A 14,563-nucleotide genomic window follows, 5' to 3' on the forward strand; every position below is an offset into this window, starting at 1 on the left:
GACGCAAGTACAGGAATGCGTGGGGCGTGGAACACGGTGGGGGAGCCGGCGAGACAGCCGACGAGACAACACGGTGTCAGGGATGCGTGGCGGGGGACAGAGATCCGGACCATGCTGGGACTCGGAACTCGGCGCGGGACCGATATGCGCGGATCTAGATGAGGAGCTGTTGTGGAAACCGAACTGTTCATCGGCGGCAAGTGGGTGCCGGCCTCCTCGGGCAGCCGCTTCGACGTGCTCGACCCGGCGACCGGCGACGTGATCGCGTCGGTCGCCGACGGCAGCGAGGTGGACGCGATCTCCGCGGTGGAGGCCGCTGCTGCTGCGGGTCCGGCCTGGGCTGCGACAGCTCCGAGGGTACGGTCGGAGGTGCTCCGCAAAGCCTTCGAGCTGATGACCGAGCGCGCATCCGAGCTCGCCAAGCTGATCAGCCTGGAGAACGGCAAGGCGCTCGTCGACGCCAAGGGCGAGGTGACGTACGCGGCTGAGTTCTTCCGCTGGTTCGCGGAGGAGGCGGTGCGGGGTGAGGGCGTGCTGGCGACCGCGCCGTCCGGGGCGAACCGCATTCTCGTCGTACGCCAGCCTGTCGGTGTTTGTGTGCTGGTGACGCCCTGGAACTTCCCGGCCGCGATGGCCACCCGCAAGATCGGCCCCGCGCTCGCCGCGGGCTGCACGGTGATCCTGAAGCCGGCCAGCGACACCCCGCTGACCGCGCTCGCCATGGCCGCGATCCTGGCCGAGGCGGGTGCGCCGGAGGGCGTGGTCAACGTGCTGCCGTCGCGCAGTTCCGGCAAGGTGGTCTCGGCGATGCTGCGCGATCAGCGGGTGCGCAAGCTTTCGTTCACCGGTTCGACCGAGGTGGGCCGGACCCTGCTCGCGCAGGCCGCTGACACCGTGGTGAACACGTCGATGGAGCTGGGCGGCAACGCGCCGTTCGTGGTCTTCGCCGACGCCGACCTGGACGCCGCGCTCGAGGGCGCGATGATCGCCAAGATGCGCAACGGCGGGGAGGCGTGCACCGCCGCGAACCGGTTCTACGTCGAGTCGCCGCTCGCCGACGAGTTCGCCCGCCGGCTCGCGCAGCGCATGTCGGGCCTGGTCGTCGGCCCCGGTACGGACGAGAAGACCCAGGTCGGCCCGCTGGTGAACGAGGACACCGTGGCGAAGGTCGACGGGCTGGTCCGGGCGGCGCTGGACAGCGGGGCGGAGGCGGTGACCGGTGGCAGCCGCCCTGAGGGGCCTGGCTACTACTACCCGCCGACGGTGCTGACCGGGGTGGCGGCCGACGCGCCCATTCTTCGCGAGGAGATTTTCGGCCCGGTTGCGCCGATCGTGACGTTCAACGGCGAGGAGGAGGCCGTCCGGCTCGCCAACGACACCGAGTACGGCCTTGTTGCGTACGTCTACACCGCCGACCTGTCCCGCGGTCTCCGGGTGAGCGAGGCGATCGACGCCGGCATGGTCGGCTTGAACCGCGGTCTGGTCAGCGATCCGGCGGCACCGTTCGGCGGAGTGAAGCAGAGCGGTATCGGCCGTGAGGGTGGCCATGAGGGTCTGCTCGAGTACCTGGAGTCGAAGTACATCGCCCTCAACTGGTAGGGCAAGCACTCTTTGGGGCCGGCGCACTCTTGAGGCTGGCGCACTCTTGAGGCTGGCGCACTCTTCAGGCTGCTCTGCCGGGCAGCGCTCGCGCCGTTCCGGAACTGCGCCGGCCCTTCGAGGTCAATACACCGCCGACAGGGCCGTTCGCCATCATGCGAACGGCCCTCACGTTAGGTACGGATGATCACGGCGCAGCTACGCTCCGTGATGGTTTGGCAGTAACGGTTGAGAAATGAATAATCTTTTCCTCTGGCCCCCCTCCCGATGTTGCGTCCGTGGCTCACTGGCCGATACTTGGCGGACCGTTCGGCGCCCCCCGCAGCTCGGGTCACCCCTGAGAGGACACCTATCGCGATGCGAAAGTCTTTGCTCGCTCTGGTCGCCGCCGGCCTGATGGCATCGGTGACCCTCACTGCCTGTGATGACGGCGGCGATCCCGGTGACAATGGCGACAGCGGCACGGCGACCACCGGCAGCGGTAGCTCCTCCGGCAAGGGTGGCATCGGCGTGATCCTGCCGGACACCAAGAGCTCGCAGCGGTGGAAGGACGACGACCCGAAGTACCTCAAGGAGGCGTTCGAGAACGCCGGCGTGCCGTACCAGATCCAGAACGCCGAAGGCGACAAGGAACAGTTCAAGCGGATCGCCGACCAGATGCTGAGCGACGAGGTCAAGGTGCTGGTCATCGCGAACCTCGACTCGGTCAGCGGCAAGGCCGTGATCGATCGCGCCAAGGCCCGCAAGGTCCCCGTCATCGACTACGACCGGATGACGCTGAACGGCGGCGCCGACTACTACGTGAGCTTCAACAACAACCTGGTCGGCAAGCTTCAGGGGCAGCACCTTCAGCAGTGCCTCTCCGCCAAGAAGCGCGTCAACCCGATCGTTGCCGAGCTCAACGGGTCGCGTACGGACAACAACGCCACCCTGTTCAAGGAGGGCTACGACGGCGTTCTGCAGCCGCTGTACGAGTCGGCGACCTACACCAAGGGCCCGGACCAGTTCGTCCCGGAGTGGGACAACGACGAGGCCCGCGAGATCTTCACGCAGATGCTGGACCAGTACCCGAACATCGGCGGCGTGCTCGCCGCCAACGACGGCCTCGGTAACGCGGCCATCGAGGTGCTGCGGGAGAAGAAGCTCAACGGCGACGTGCCGGTCACCGGGCAGGACGCGACGGTTCAGGGTCTGCAGAACATCCTCGCCGGCGACCAGTGCATGACCGTCTACAAGTCGATCAAGAAGGAGGCGGACGAGGCCTCGAAGCTGGCCATCAACCTCTTCAAGGACGTGAAGCCGAGCGTCTCGGAGAAGTTGAAGGACCCGCAGTCGGGCGCCTACATCCCGTTCGTCAGCCTCACGCCGGTCGCCATCACCTTCAAGAACATCAAGTTCGTGGTGGAGGACGAGTTCGTCTCGGCGCAGACGCTCTGCACCGCCAAGTTCAGGAAGGCCTGCCAGCGAGCCGGCCTGATCAACCAGGGCTGAGCGCCGGGCTGAGCGCCGGGCTGAGCGCCGGGCTGAGCGCCGGGCTGAACAGCCAAGGTTGACCACCAAGGCTCCCCGGCCCCGGCTGACCAACCGAGGCTCACTGGCCCAGGCTGACCGGCCCGGCCTGCCCAGCCGAGGCTTGGCAAGCGCGAGCAACATCGGCGAAGGCCGGCAGAACTCAGTCCGCGATCCGGATCCGGACGCGGCGGTTCTGCCGGCCCTTGCTTTCTACCTTCACGACCTCGACCCGCCCGACCTGAGCGGTGGAGGCGACGTGGGTTCCGCCGTCCGCCTGCACGTCCAGGCCGACGATGTCGATCACCCGGATCTCCGGGTTCTCCAGCGGCGGCAGGGCGTCCTGCGTACGCACGAGCGTCGGGATCGCCAGCGCCTCCTCCCGCGGAAGCACCCGCGCGACGATCTTGCGGTCGGCAGTGATCTCCGCGTTGACGGCGTCCTCGAGTGTCTGTTTGAAGCCGGGGGGCACCTCGGGCAGGTTGAAGTCCATCCGCGCCTCACCGGGCTGCATGTTGCCGCCGGTCACCAGCGCACCGAAGTCGCGGAACACGGTGCCGCAGAGAATGTGCAGACCCGAGTGCGTACGCATGAGGCTGCTGCGCCGGGCGTCGTCGAGCGCGCCCCGCACCTTGGTCCCGGCTGCCGGTACCGGGTCGCCCGGCGCCGGGATCAACTGAAGGTCGTCGCCGCTCGACGAGCCGCGACGGCTGTCGACGATCCGGGTCTGCACGCCTTCCCAGAGCAGCACCCCGTGATCCGGCGGCTGACCTCCGCCACCCGGATAGAACGCCGACCGGTCCAGGACGATGCCCGCCTCCGGGTCGGCGGGGTCAGACCACACAACAGTGCAGTCCCATTCGCGTACGGTCGGATCGGCCCAGTCCAGACGTTCGGTACCCATGTGCGCGACTGTATGACAAAAGCTTGGGGCGCAGTGCTGGGCTGGCTGGCAGTGCTGGCTGGCTGGCTGGCTGGCAGTGCTGGCTGGCTGGCTGGCAGTGCTGGGCTGGCTGGCAGTGCTGGGCTGGCTGGCCTGGAGCGGCTGAACGAAGGGTCGACCCGACCAAGCGCTAAGCCAGAAGTTCTCGCACGCGGGGGATGACCTGGCTGCCGTACAGCTCGACGCACGTCATGAGGCGGTCGTGCGGCAGCGTGCCGTGCGAGTACTTCAGATCGAAGCGCTGAATACCCAGCACCTTCACCGTGTTGGCGATCTTCTGGGCGACCGTCTCCGGCGAGCCGACGTGCCAGGCGCCATCGGTGATGTCGGCCTGGAAACGGTCGCGGGTGATCGGTGGCCAGCCGCGCTCCCGGCCGATCCGGTCCAGCATCCGGCGCGCGTGCGGCCAGAGCACCTCCGCCGCCTCCTCGTCGGTGGCGGCCACGAAGCCGGGGCAGTGCACCGAGACGGGTTGCGACGGCTGTTCGAGTTCCTTCAGCGCCCGGTGGTAGAGCTCGACGTAGGGCGCGAAGCGGGCGGGTTCGCCGCCGATGATGGCGAGGACGAGCGGCAGGCCGTACCGGGCGGCGCGCACCACCGACTCCGGGCTGCCGCCGACGCCGATCGAGGCACGGATCCGGCCGGATTCGGTCTTCGGGTAGACCTGCTGGTCGCGGAGTTCCGGGCGGATGGTGCCCTTCCAGGTCACCGGTCCCTCGTCGAGCAGGTGCGTCATCAGGTCCAGCTTCTCGCTGAACAGCCGCTCGTAGTCGGCCAGGTCGTAGCCGAACAGCGGGAACGACTCGGTGAACGATCCACGGCCGAGGATGATCTCGGCACGGCCGTTCGAGACCGCGTCGAGGGTGGCGAAGCGCTCGTACACGCGTACCGGATCGTCGGAACTCAGAACCGTGACCGCCGTGCCCAGGGTGATCTTCTCGGTGCGCGCGGCGATGGCCGCGAGGACGATCTCCGGCGCCGAGATCGCATAGTCGTCGCGGTGATGCTCCCCGACACCGAAGGCATCGATCCCGAGCCGGTCGGCGAGCGCGGCCTGCTCGACCACGTCACGAATGACCTGCGCATACGGCCGTCGCTTGCCGTCCGCGCCCACCGTCACATCACCGAAGGTGTCGAGACCGAATTCCACCGCTGCAAGATTCACCACCGCTGCAAGATCCACCAACCGATCTTACCGACGCCGGAGCATGCCAGCCCGTGATCTGAAGCGCGCCTGCGCTGACATCGGATCAGAGCAGCTTGGGTCAGGGCAGCTTGGGTCAGAGCAGCGCTCTACCGGCGGCCTTTCAAGCGCCGGCCCATCTCGCGGGCGATCTCCTTCTGGGCGTCGCGCTCGGCCATGACTTGCCTTTTATCGTACGATTTGAGCCCTCGCGCGACTCCCAGCTCGATCTTGGCCCAGCCGTCCTTGAAGTAGAGCGACAACGGCACCAAAGTCAGGCCGGTCCCGTTCCCGAGCTGGTTCAGGATCTTGATGATCTCCGTCTTGTGCAGGAGCAGCTTGCGGGTGCGGCGCGGGGCGTGGTTCGTCCAGCTGCCGAAGCCGTACTCGGCGATGTGCAGGCCGTAGAGCATGATCTCGCCCTCGTGCTCCTGGGCGAACGTGTCGACGAGCGACACGCGGCCCAGGCGCAGCGACTTGACCTCGGTCCCGGCCAGCACGATGCCCGCCTCGTAGGTGCGCAGGATCGCGTAATCGTGGCGCGCCTTCTTGTTCGAGGCGATCAGCTTCGTTCCGGTCTCGCGAGGCATGAGACCAAACCTAGGACACGCCGGGAACGGCGGGCGGGTCGACGGGGATGGGGCGCCGCATCGAGTACGTCACGCTGCTCAGGCGGTGCGGCTCGTCCTTGACGTGGATCACCGCCCGGTCGTACGCCTGCCAGCCGGCCTGTCCCGCCCGGTTCAGGTGCCGGACGTCGTCGAAGCGCTCATCGGTACCCCAGCGCAGCACCCCGCCGGGATGATGGAACGTCGCGGTCCAGTCCATGTAGCGATCGCCGCCGAGCGTGCCCGCCGCGCGATACTCCAGCCGCGCGTATTCCCAATTGTCCACCGGATGATTATGCAGTCCGCTCTGGACACACGCGCGCCACCGGTTCGCGAGTCAGCCCGCACTTTCCTGCAACTCGACAACCCAGCTCGACAACCCAGCTCGACAACCCAGCTCGACAACCCAGCTCGACAACCCAGCTCGACAATCCAGCTCGAACACACAGCTCGAACATCGAGGGCCGGGCGTCAGTCTGGTTCCGACGTGAGGGTGCGCCCGTTGAGGTGCTCGAAGCCGGCCTTCACCAGTTCACGAAGCACGGCCTGATCGACGTCGGCAAGGCGTTTCAGGTACAGGCAGGACTTTCCGTTGCGGTGGGGGCCGAGACGGCCCATCAGGTCGGCGTACGCCTCGAAGCCACCCGAGATGTACAACGTCAGCGCCTGTTTGCGCGGGGAGAGCCCCACCGCCGGCCAGTCGCCTTCCCGCCCGCTGGCGTACCGGTAGTGGTAGGTGCCGAACCCGATGATCGCGCTGCCCCACATGGTCGGAGCCGCACCCGTCACCTCGGCGATCAGCTCGCAGGCCGCCTCAGCATCCGCGCGACGCTTCTCGTCCGCGACCCCAGCGAGAAAGGCCGCAACGTCGTCGTCATTGCGGGTTGTCTTGGGCGCGGTTGTCTTGGGGGCAGGCGTCTTGGGCGCAGTCGTTGCGGGCTCAGCCATCTCGTCAGGCTAAGCCCGCCCCATGCCTGCGGCCAGAGCCGAACGCCCAGCACCTGCAACGCTCCACCCCGATAGGGTGTCCACTCATGGATGAGCCGATCGGGTCCGGAATTCTCCGCCACCAGTCGAAACACGACGAGTTCGTGGCGGCGCAGGGTCAGCGGCAGGAGGTGGGCGAGGCGATCGACCGGCACATCGAGCAGTTCTTCGGTCCCGTCGAGTTCGTCTACCACGAGATCGCGTCGCACCTGGTCGGAGTGCACATCTACGTGGTCGGCCCGACCGCCGACCGGCCGTTCCGGACGCTGATCACCTCCGGCATGAGCGAACTGCCGATGACTGTTCCCGAGGGGCACGGCATCAGCCCGTACGCCGAAGTCATGATCGCCCTGCCGCCGGACTGGCCCCTCAACGACAGGTCGGCCCTCGGAGATGAGGCGTCCGGCTGGCCGATCACGCTGCTCAAGCAGGTGGCCCGCCTGCCGCACGAGTACGGCACCTGGATCGGCGAATGGCATTCGATCCCGAACGGCGACCCGATGGAACCGTACGCGGCGGGCGTCCCCTTCGCCGGAGCGGTGGTCACGCCGATGCTGCGGGTGCCCGCCGAGGCCCGCGCCGTCCAGGTCGGCGACGGCACCACTGTCGACGTACTCGCCGTGATCCCGCTGCACCCGGACGAGGTGCGCGTCAAGCTGGAGCGCGGCACCGACGCGCTGATCGAGATCCTCGACCGCGGCAGCATCACCGAGCTGCTCGACCCGGAGCGCCCGTCGTTCGCTTGACCTGAACGCCCCGAGGTCGAAAGAGGGCCAAGGGGCGTTGTATAGAGGGAATTGTTACAGGCAGAGCGTTGTCACAGTCTGAACGCGAGCTTTTCTCGATCCCGACACCCCGCGCAGAGTCCCTGGACAGGGACAACGTGAAGGGGGACGAGGTCGATGAAGGCTGTCCGAGCGCACTCCTACGGCAAACGGCCGACGGTCGACGAAGTGCCCGAGCCGGCGCTGTCCGGCCCTCTCGACGTGCTCGTGGAGGTGGGGGCGGCCGGCCTCTGCCGCACGGATCTGCACATCGTCGAGGGGCAGTGGGCGGACAAGTCCGGCGTGCGGCTCCCGTACGTCATCGGGCATGAGAATGCCGGCTGGGTGCGTGAGGTGGGCAGCGCCGTCACCAATGTTGCCGCAGGCGACGCGGTGATTCTGCATCCGCTGGTGACGTGCGGGTTGTGCCGGCCGTGCCGTCGTGGCGACGACGTGCACTGCGAGAACTCGCGGTTCCCCGGCATCGACTGCGACGGCGGCATGGCAGATCTGCTGCTCACGAACGCCCGCGCGGTGGTGAAGCTGGCACCCGGCCTGGAACCGGCAGCGGTGGCGGCCCTCGCCGACGCCGGGCTGACCGCCTACCACGCGGTGCGCAAGGCGGTGCCGCTGCTGTATCCCGGTACGACCTGCGTGGTGGTGGGCGCGGGCGGCCTCGGGCACATCGGGATCCAGTGTCTCCTGGCGATGACCGCGACCAGGGTGATCGTCGTCGACCCGAGCGAGCGGGCCCGTAGCCTCGCCACCGGCCTGGGCGCCCACGAGGTCACCGACGGCACGGACGAGCTGATCGACAGTGCGCACGTGGTGCTCGACTTCGTCGGGGAGCAGGGCGCGGAGGCGGCCGGTCTGGCGATGACCCGGCGGGCCGGGAGCTACTTCGTGATCGGGTACGGCGGTTCGGTGAACATCCCGACGATCGACCTGATCTCCACGGAGCGCAACATCGTCGGGAACCTGGTCGGCTCGTACACCGATCTCGACGAGCTGATGACTCTCGCCGCCCAGGGCAAGGTCACCCTGCACACGAAGTCCTACCCGCTCACCGCCGTGAACGAGGCAATGGACGATCTCGAAACCGGCCGCCTGGCGGGCCGCGGAATCCTCGTCCCCTGATCCAGCCCTGCTATCCAGCCAGCCCTGCTATCCAGCCAGCCCTGCTATCCAGCCCTGCTATCCAGCCCTGCTATCCAGCCCTGCAAACGGGAGGCTGAGATGTACAAGAACTACTTCGTTGTCGACGCGCACACCCATTTCTGGGACGGCAGCCCGGCAAACCAGATCAACAGGTACGGCGAGGGCTTCATCAAGTGCTTCCACGACTACCACTCCAACCTGTCGCCGGACGAGTACAAATGGCCCCTCGAAGACTTCGAGCGCTACAGCGAGGAGCGGATGATCCGCGACCTCTTCCAGAACGGGTACGACGACGTCGCCATCCTCCAGTCCACCTACCTGACCGACTGGTACGTCAACGGCTTCAACACCACCGAGCAGAACGGCGCCCTCGCCGAACGTCATCCGGGCCGGTTCATCGTCAACGGCCGTTGGGACCCGCGTGACGGCGAGGCCGGCCTGGAGAAGCTGGAACGGCTCCACGAGCGCTGGCAGCTGCGCGGCGTGAAGCTCTACACGGCCGAGTGGAAGGGCGATTCGAAGGGCTGGAAACTGTCCGACCCGTGGTCGTACCGTTATCTCGAGAAGTGCCGTGAGCTGGGCATCCGCAACATTCACGTGCACAAGGGCCCGACCGTGTACCCGATGAACCGGGACGCCTTCGACGTGGCCGACGTGGACGACGCCGCCACCGCCTTCCCGGACCTGAACTTCATCGTCGAGCACGTGGGCCTGCCGCGCCTGGAGGACTTCTGCTGGATCGCCACGCAGGAGCCGAACGTGTACGGCGGACTGGCCGTGGCGATGCCGTTCATCCACAGCCGTCCCCGCTACTTCGCGCAGATCATCGGCGAGTTGCTCTACTGGCTCGACGAGAACCGGATCCTGTTCGGCAGCGACTACGCGATCTGGCAGCCCAAGTGGCTGATCGAGAAGTTCGCCGACTTCCAGATCCCGGAGGACCTGCAGGGCGAGTACGGCACCCTCACCACGACGATCAAGAAGAAGATCCTGGGCCTGAACGCGGCGCGCCTCTACGACATCAAGGTGCCGGGCGAACTGGACCTGCCCGACGAATCAGCGAGGACCGAACCGGTCGACACCGGGCCCGCGATCGCCTCGGGATCCCTCTGATGCTGGGCTATCCGAGCCAAAATGCGCAGGGTCGGGAGGCGCAGGGTTGGGAGGCGCAGGGTTGGGAGGCGCAGGGTTGGGAGGCGCAGGGTTGGGAGGCGCAGGGTTGGGAGGCGCAGAATCGGGAAACTCAGGCCTGGGAGGCGCTGGGATCAGTCCGGGATCCGGAGCTGGACCAGCCGATCACCGAACTGGGCTTCGTCGCCGCGCTGAGTTGCGACGGCGAGGGGATCCGCGCAGAACTACGGTTGCCGACGTACTTCTGCGCGCCCAACTTCGCCTGGCTCATGGTCGCCGACGCCCGCGACGCCCTGGCCGCCCTTCCCGGCGCACACCGTGCGGAGGTAGTGCTGCTCGACCACTTCGCCGCCGCCGAGATCAACGCCGGGGTAGCGGCGTCGAGCGGCTTCAGCACCCGGTTCGACACCGACGGCGGCGACCCGGCCCTGGCCGACCTGCGCGACACCTTCGAACGCAAGGCCCACGTTGCCGCCCAGGAGCGCTTGGCACGCGCGCTGAGCTCAGCCCTTGAAAGCTCAGTCCTTGAAAGCTCAACCCTTGAAAGCTCAGCCCTTGAAAGCTCAGCCCTCGAAAGCTCAGCCCTCCCAAATCCAGCCCCCGAACAACCAATAGGGGAGCGCTTGGCCCGCCTCACCCTCGCCGAAGCGGCCCACCTCGCGCCCGACGCGACCGCCGCGGTGGTCCGGCGCCGCGAGCGGCTGGGCCTGGTCAGTGAGCTGGCGATCTGCGACGACCGGGGCGCGCCGATCGCCGCCGACCGGCTACCTGCCTGGTTGCGTTTGGCCCGCACCGTACGGGTAAGCGTCGACGGCAACGCCACGCTCTGCCGCGGCCTCCTCGAAACCCGTTACGGCCCGTCCCACCAGCAACCAAACAACCAAACGCAACCAAGCAACAGAACACAACCAAGCGACTGAACACAACCAAGCGACTGAACCAGAACCCGCCTCAGAACCCACCTCGAATCTCACCTCGGAGGCGCCCGGTGCGCGTGGCAGTGTCGAGGGCGACCGCCCTGCTCGCCCGCACCGCGCCAAGGCGAACCACCCGCTCTATCGCCCACCGGTCGGCGCGCATCCGGCTGGTGGGCAGCGACACCGCGACCGCACCCACGAACCGGCCGGCCGCGTCGTTGACCGGTGCCGCCATGCAGCTCAACTCCGGCTGGAACTCGTTGACTTCGACGGCGAGGCCGGTCCCGCGTACTTGGCTGAGCTGACGGTGCAGCAGTCCCCGGTCGGTGACGGTGGCCGGGGTGACGGCGGGCGTACCGGTTCGGTCCAGCATCGCCTCCCGGTCGGCCGGTTCCAGGGTGGCGAGCATCAGCTTGCCGAACGCGGTGGCGTGCGGTGCCTCATGGAAGCCGACGCCGAGGATCCGGATGCGCGGATGGGCCGGACACTCGTCGACGTGCGCAACGATCATCTCGGCGTTGTGCAGAGCGGCATAGTAGGCCGCGGCGTGCGCCTGCCGGTGCACCACTGCGGCAACCCTGCGCACCTCGGCCGGCGCCGCGATCTGCCGATGCAGGGCGCGAGCCAGGTCGTCGACCCGGTGCCCGAGCGCATACGCCTTCTCCTCGGCGAGGTGCACCAGGTAACCGCTCGTCACCAGCGTGGAGAGGAGGTGATAGGTGGTCGGCAGGGTGAGCCCCAGCGCACGGGACACGTCCTTGGCAGCAACCGGCCCGCCCGCCGCAGCAACATGATCGAGCACCCGCATCGCCCGCTCAACGGACTGCAACAGCCCAGCGCCCCCACTCGCAGAGGCTCTGCCCGTCGAGGCTCTGCCCGTCGAAGCTTTGCCCGTCGAAGCTTTGCCCGTCGAAGCTTTGCCCGTCGAAGCTTTGCCCGTCGAAGCTCTGCCCGTCGAAGCGCTGCCGTCAGGCGCTGCGCCGTTCGAAGCCCCGCCGTCAGAAGCTGCGCCGCTCATACCCCTCAGACTGCGTCGCGGACCATGATGAGGGAAGCGGCGCAACCAATAGTGCGAAAGGGATCAAAGATGATCTTCATTACCGCGAAGTTCCTGATCAAGCCGGAACACGCCGACGACTGGCCGCGGATCTCCGGCCCGTTCACCGAGGCCACCCGCGCCGAGCCGGGATGCCTGTGGTTCGACTGGTCCCGCAGCCTCGACAACCCGAACGAGTACGTCCTCGTCGAAGCGTTCCGGGACGGCGACGCCGGCGGCGCGCACGTCGGCTCGTCCCACTTCAAGCAGGCGCAACAGGACCTGCCGCGGTACCTGGCCGTCACGCCGAAGATCGTCAGCCAGTCCGTCGACCAGAACGACTGGTCCGCTCTCGGAGAAATGGCCGTGGAGTAGGGGCGCAGAAGATCGGGGCGCAGGGCTTAGAGCGCGGGGGATCAGGGGCGCTGCGGATTGCCGGCTTAGGAAATTATTAGCCGTGACTTAGACACCGATTAGTTGTTGCTTAAGCCCAGCGTCAGATCACAAAAGCTCCGATCAAGACCCCCGTAGCTCAGGACAGTTGCTGCTCACAGCACTTAGGGTGTGCCGGTGTTCTGGAAACGCCGGCACACCCGGATCACCGCCCGCCCCACCGACGACCAGCTGATGGCGCTTCTGCGCGACAGGCTGGACGAGATGGCGCCGGGCTTCACCATGGGCAGCCGCGTCCACAACGGGATGCTGCTCGGCCACACCGGCTGGGCACTGATGGCGCTGCCCAACCACACCGATCACCCGGCTCATTTCGACCTGGGTTTCAGCGGTGACGTGTCCCTGGGCGCCGAAAGCATCATCACCGACTGCATCAGCGGCCTCGGCGACTTCCCGGACGCCCTCGACGGCGTCCTGCACCTCTGGTCGGAGACCTCCGGCGCCTGCTTCCTCGAAGTGGCCACCGGCGGAACCGGCCAATTCGCCGACCATCTGCGCGGCGGCACGCAAACAGGCGGGCCAACCAACGGGCATACCTACGGCGACGCAGGCGGCCAAACCAACAGGCAAACCAACGGGCATGCGTACGGGGACGCAGCTGGGCACACGAACGGATACGCAACCGGATTCGCAACCGGGCACACGGCTGGGCACACAGCTGGGCACTCGGCTGGGCACACAGCTGGGCACACAGCTGGGCACACAGCCGGGAACTCGGCTGGGCGCACAGCCGGGGACACGGCCGCGCTGCCCGGCTGGCACACCATCAGCTCGGGCGTGATCGCCTACGGCACCGACGACGGCGCGAACGAGAAGCTCCAGCAGGCGCTGCTCGACAGCGAGGTGTTGCGTGTCCTCGCTGCCGAGCTGACGCCCGTGCTGAACCGGTCCTGGCCCAACGGCATCAAGGTGTTCCTCTGCCGCACCCCGAACTCGGTGACCGCCGAGATCCGCGTCGACGGCGTAGTGGCCGAAGCCGCCTCCAACGCGATGGCCGCCCTACCATGGCCCGCGCTCCAGGAGGTGGCGTTCGCCCGCTTCTACGCGGTCGCCGTGCACCCCGAGTAGGCCGTGCACCCCGAGTAGGCAGTGCACCCCGAGTAGGCAGCTCAGGAGATCGCCGCAGCGAGCGCTGGATACCACTTGTTCGCGATCTTCACGTTGCCGGCGTCATTGGGATGCACGCCGTCGTAGGTGTCAGTTGCCGTGTTGAACCCGGTCCACTGATCCACCACCGTGATCGGCGAGGCCGCCGTGCTCAGCGACGCCGCCCACGCCGGAATCGCGGCGTTCAGGTTCACCACGCGCTGGCCGCAGTCCGTACAGGTAGGCGGGTTCAACGGGATGATCTGCGCGACGATGATCTTCATTCTCGGGTTGGACACGCGCATCTGCTCGACCAGCCTCGTGTACGCCGCCAGGATCGTGGCCGTCGACAGGTTGCTCCACGCGTCGTTCGTTCCGAAGTGCATCAGCACCACGTCCGGGTCCGACGCGGAGAGCCAGCCGACCAGCTGGTTCTGGCTCGCCACGTTGGTGACCAGGAAACCGCCGTGCCCCTCGTTCTCCCCGTCGTAGGCGAATCCGCAACCCTGCCCGGGCAGCGTCCCCACGAAATCCACCCGAGCAGCCGGCAGCTTCTGCCACAGCAGCGCCCGCCAGCACCCCGGCGACCCGGTGATCGAATCCCCGAGCGCCATGATTTTCGTCGGCCCACCGCCAGGCGTAGAGGGAGAAGTGGACGGCGAGGTGGACGGCGAGGTGGAGGGCGAGGTGGACGGCGAGCTGGACGGGGAGGTGGAAGGAGACGGCGAGGACGACGGCGACGGCGACGACGGAGTGGTGGGGACCACGCCACCGGTGCACACCGTCCCGTTCAAGGCGAACGACGACGGCACCGGGTTCGACCCCGTCCACGACCCGTTGAACCCGAACGACGCGGCACCGCCGGTGGCGACGGCCCCGTTCCATCCGGCGTTACGCACGGTGACGGTGGACCCGGATTGGGACACCGAGCCGTTCCAGAGCTGAGAAATGCTCTGCCCGGCGGTGAACGTGAACACCAGTGACCAAGCCGTTACCGGATCGCCGAGGTTGGTGACTTCGACATTGGCGCCGAAGCCGCCCTGCCACTGTGACGAGACGGTGTATTTCACCGCGCAGCCGGCCGCCGCATCCGCCCTGGTGGCGGTGGTGACGGCGGCTGTCGCGACGAGCGAGCTGACGATGGCGGCGACGGCAAGTCTTCGTCGATGCATGGGATGCCTCCGGGGGT

The 14,563-nt window shown here is 67.5% G+C and carries 15 protein-coding genes and 4 pseudogenes; 9 read left to right on the plus strand and 10 right to left on the minus strand.

Annotated elements, in window-relative coordinates; translation table 11 throughout:
• Window positions 1-171: 171 nt before the first annotated feature.
• Window positions 172-1,599: an NAD-dependent succinate-semialdehyde dehydrogenase gene (locus ACFQV6_RS32320; RefSeq protein WP_378031432.1), complete on the plus strand. Its 1,428-nt coding sequence runs from the start codon at window positions 172-174 to the stop codon at window positions 1,597-1,599.
• 357 nt (window positions 1,600-1,956) lie between these two features.
• On the plus strand, window positions 1,957-3,090 hold the full coding sequence (locus ACFQV6_RS32325; protein ID WP_378031433.1) for a sugar ABC transporter substrate-binding protein: 1,134 nt from the start codon (window positions 1,957-1,959) through the stop codon (window positions 3,088-3,090).
• A 181-nt stretch (window positions 3,091-3,271) separates the two neighbouring features.
• On the opposite strand, the gene ACFQV6_RS32330 is transcribed toward ACFQV6_RS32325, so the two are convergent.
• From ACFQV6_RS32330 to ACFQV6_RS32350, 5 genes are all read right to left on the minus strand, one after another.
• On the minus strand, window positions 3,272-4,012 hold the full coding sequence (locus ACFQV6_RS32330) for an alanyl-tRNA editing protein (RefSeq protein ID WP_378031434.1): 741 nt from the start codon (window positions 4,010-4,012) through the stop codon (window positions 3,272-3,274).
• A 169-nt stretch (window positions 4,013-4,181) separates the two neighbouring features.
• Complete coding sequence (locus tag ACFQV6_RS32335) at window positions 4,182-5,234, minus strand: LLM class flavin-dependent oxidoreductase (RefSeq protein WP_378031435.1); 1,053 nt, start codon at window positions 5,232-5,234, stop codon at window positions 4,182-4,184.
• 110 nt (window positions 5,235-5,344) lie between these two features.
• Window positions 5,345-5,824, minus strand: a complete 480-nt coding sequence (gene smpB, locus ACFQV6_RS32340) for an SsrA-binding protein SmpB (protein ID WP_378031436.1) — start codon at window positions 5,822-5,824, stop codon at window positions 5,345-5,347.
• A 10-nt stretch (window positions 5,825-5,834) separates the two neighbouring features.
• On the minus strand, window positions 5,835-6,128 hold the full coding sequence (locus tag ACFQV6_RS32345; protein ID WP_378031437.1) for a hypothetical protein: 294 nt from the start codon (window positions 6,126-6,128) through the stop codon (window positions 5,835-5,837).
• A 185-nt stretch (window positions 6,129-6,313) separates the two neighbouring features.
• The gene (locus ACFQV6_RS32350; RefSeq protein ID WP_378031438.1) at window positions 6,314-6,790 is read right to left on the minus strand and encodes a DUF1801 domain-containing protein; all 477 of its coding nucleotides are present in this window, start codon (window positions 6,788-6,790) and stop codon (window positions 6,314-6,316) included.
• A gap of 86 nt (window positions 6,791-6,876) precedes the next feature.
• On the opposite strand from ACFQV6_RS32350, the gene ACFQV6_RS32355 reads away from it, so the two are divergent.
• From ACFQV6_RS32355 to ACFQV6_RS32370, 4 genes and pseudogenes are all read left to right on the plus strand, one after another.
• Window positions 6,877-7,575, plus strand: a complete 699-nt coding sequence (locus ACFQV6_RS32355; protein WP_378031439.1) for a suppressor of fused domain protein — start codon at window positions 6,877-6,879, stop codon at window positions 7,573-7,575.
• Window positions 7,576-7,731: 156 nt separating this feature from the next.
• Window positions 7,732-8,730 carry an NAD(P)-dependent alcohol dehydrogenase gene (locus ACFQV6_RS32360; protein ID WP_378031440.1) on the plus strand — a complete coding sequence of 333 codons (999 nt, stop codon included), beginning with the start codon at window positions 7,732-7,734 and terminating at the stop codon, window positions 8,728-8,730.
• A gap of 99 nt (window positions 8,731-8,829) precedes the next feature.
• Window positions 8,830-9,864, plus strand: a complete 1,035-nt coding sequence (locus ACFQV6_RS32365) for an amidohydrolase family protein (RefSeq protein WP_378031441.1) — start codon at window positions 8,830-8,832, stop codon at window positions 9,862-9,864.
• A pseudogene (locus tag ACFQV6_RS32370) lies at window positions 9,864-10,199 on the plus strand (iron-sulfur cluster assembly protein); the annotation flags it as partial. The gene ACFQV6_RS32365 and the pseudogene ACFQV6_RS32370, both read left to right, overlap by 1 nt.
• Before the next feature lie 230 nt (window positions 10,200-10,429).
• Here ACFQV6_RS32370 and ACFQV6_RS32375 read toward each other — a convergent pair.
• From ACFQV6_RS32375 to ACFQV6_RS32385, 3 genes and pseudogenes are all read right to left on the minus strand, one after another.
• Window positions 10,430-10,705 (minus strand): annotated as a pseudogene (locus ACFQV6_RS32375) (hypothetical protein); the annotation flags it as partial.
• Window positions 10,706-10,833: 128 nt separating this feature from the next.
• Window positions 10,834-11,628 (minus strand): IclR family transcriptional regulator, encoded by a 795-nt coding sequence (locus ACFQV6_RS32380; RefSeq protein WP_378031442.1) that lies wholly within the window; start codon window positions 11,626-11,628, stop codon window positions 10,834-10,836.
• Between the two features lie 59 nt (window positions 11,629-11,687).
• Window positions 11,688-11,801, minus strand: a pseudogene (locus tag ACFQV6_RS32385) (pentapeptide repeat-containing protein); the annotation flags it as partial.
• Window positions 11,802-11,886: 85 nt separating this feature from the next.
• Between ACFQV6_RS32385 and ACFQV6_RS32390 the strand changes: the two are divergent.
• Both ACFQV6_RS32390 and ACFQV6_RS32395 read left to right on the plus strand, forming a co-directional pair.
• On the plus strand, window positions 11,887-12,210 hold the full coding sequence (locus ACFQV6_RS32390; RefSeq protein WP_378031443.1) for a putative quinol monooxygenase: 324 nt from the start codon (window positions 11,887-11,889) through the stop codon (window positions 12,208-12,210).
• A gap of 195 nt (window positions 12,211-12,405) precedes the next feature.
• On the plus strand, window positions 12,406-13,356 hold the full coding sequence (locus tag ACFQV6_RS32395) for a DUF6348 family protein (protein WP_378031444.1): 951 nt from the start codon (window positions 12,406-12,408) through the stop codon (window positions 13,354-13,356).
• Window positions 13,357-13,397: 41 nt separating this feature from the next.
• Here the strand turns inward: ACFQV6_RS32395 and ACFQV6_RS32400 are convergent, their stop codons facing one another.
• Window positions 13,398-13,988, minus strand: a complete 591-nt coding sequence (locus tag ACFQV6_RS32400) for an SGNH/GDSL hydrolase family protein (protein ID WP_378031459.1) — start codon at window positions 13,986-13,988, stop codon at window positions 13,398-13,400.
• A 37-nt stretch (window positions 13,989-14,025) separates the two neighbouring features.
• Here ACFQV6_RS32400 and ACFQV6_RS32405 point away from each other — a divergent pair, with 37 nt between their 5' ends.
• The gene (locus tag ACFQV6_RS32405; protein WP_378031462.1) at window positions 14,026-14,319 is read left to right on the plus strand and encodes a hypothetical protein; all 294 of its coding nucleotides are present in this window, start codon (window positions 14,026-14,028) and stop codon (window positions 14,317-14,319) included.
• Here ACFQV6_RS32405 and ACFQV6_RS32410 read toward each other — a convergent pair.
• A pseudogene (locus tag ACFQV6_RS32410) lies at window positions 14,211-14,546 on the minus strand (cellulose binding domain-containing protein); the annotation flags it as partial. The gene ACFQV6_RS32405 and the pseudogene ACFQV6_RS32410 overlap by 109 nt on opposite strands.
• Window positions 14,547-14,563 lie beyond the last annotated feature (17 nt).

The organism is Actinoplanes sp. GCM10030250 (assembly GCF_042666575.1).
Taxonomy (GTDB): Bacteria; Actinomycetota; Actinomycetes; order Mycobacteriales; family Micromonosporaceae; genus Actinoplanes.

Bases quoted from the DNA above. Each gene is read 5' to 3' on its own strand.
- ACFQV6_RS32325 (WP_378031433.1), top strand. From the start codon at position 1,957: ATGCGAAAGTCTTTGCTCGCTCTGGTCGCCGCCGGCCTGATGGCATCG.
- ACFQV6_RS32330 (WP_378031434.1), bottom strand. From the start codon at position 4,012: ATGGGTACCGAACGTCTGGACTGGGCCGATCCGACCGTACGCGAATGG.
- smpB (WP_378031436.1), bottom strand. From the start codon at position 5,824: ATGCCTCGCGAGACCGGAACGAAGCTGATCGCCTCGAACAAGAAGGCG.
- ACFQV6_RS32350 (WP_378031438.1), bottom strand. From the start codon at position 6,790: ATGGCTGAGCCCGCAACGACTGCGCCCAAGACGCCTGCCCCCAAGACA.
- ACFQV6_RS32355 (WP_378031439.1), top strand. From the start codon at position 6,877: ATGGATGAGCCGATCGGGTCCGGAATTCTCCGCCACCAGTCGAAACAC.
- ACFQV6_RS32360 (WP_378031440.1), top strand. From the start codon at position 7,732: ATGAAGGCTGTCCGAGCGCACTCCTACGGCAAACGGCCGACGGTCGAC.
- ACFQV6_RS32365 (WP_378031441.1), top strand. From the start codon at position 8,830: ATGTACAAGAACTACTTCGTTGTCGACGCGCACACCCATTTCTGGGAC.
- ACFQV6_RS32390 (WP_378031443.1), top strand. From the start codon at position 11,887: ATGATCTTCATTACCGCGAAGTTCCTGATCAAGCCGGAACACGCCGAC.
- ACFQV6_RS32400 (WP_378031459.1), bottom strand. From the start codon at position 13,988: ATGGCGCTCGGGGATTCGATCACCGGGTCGCCGGGGTGCTGGCGGGCG.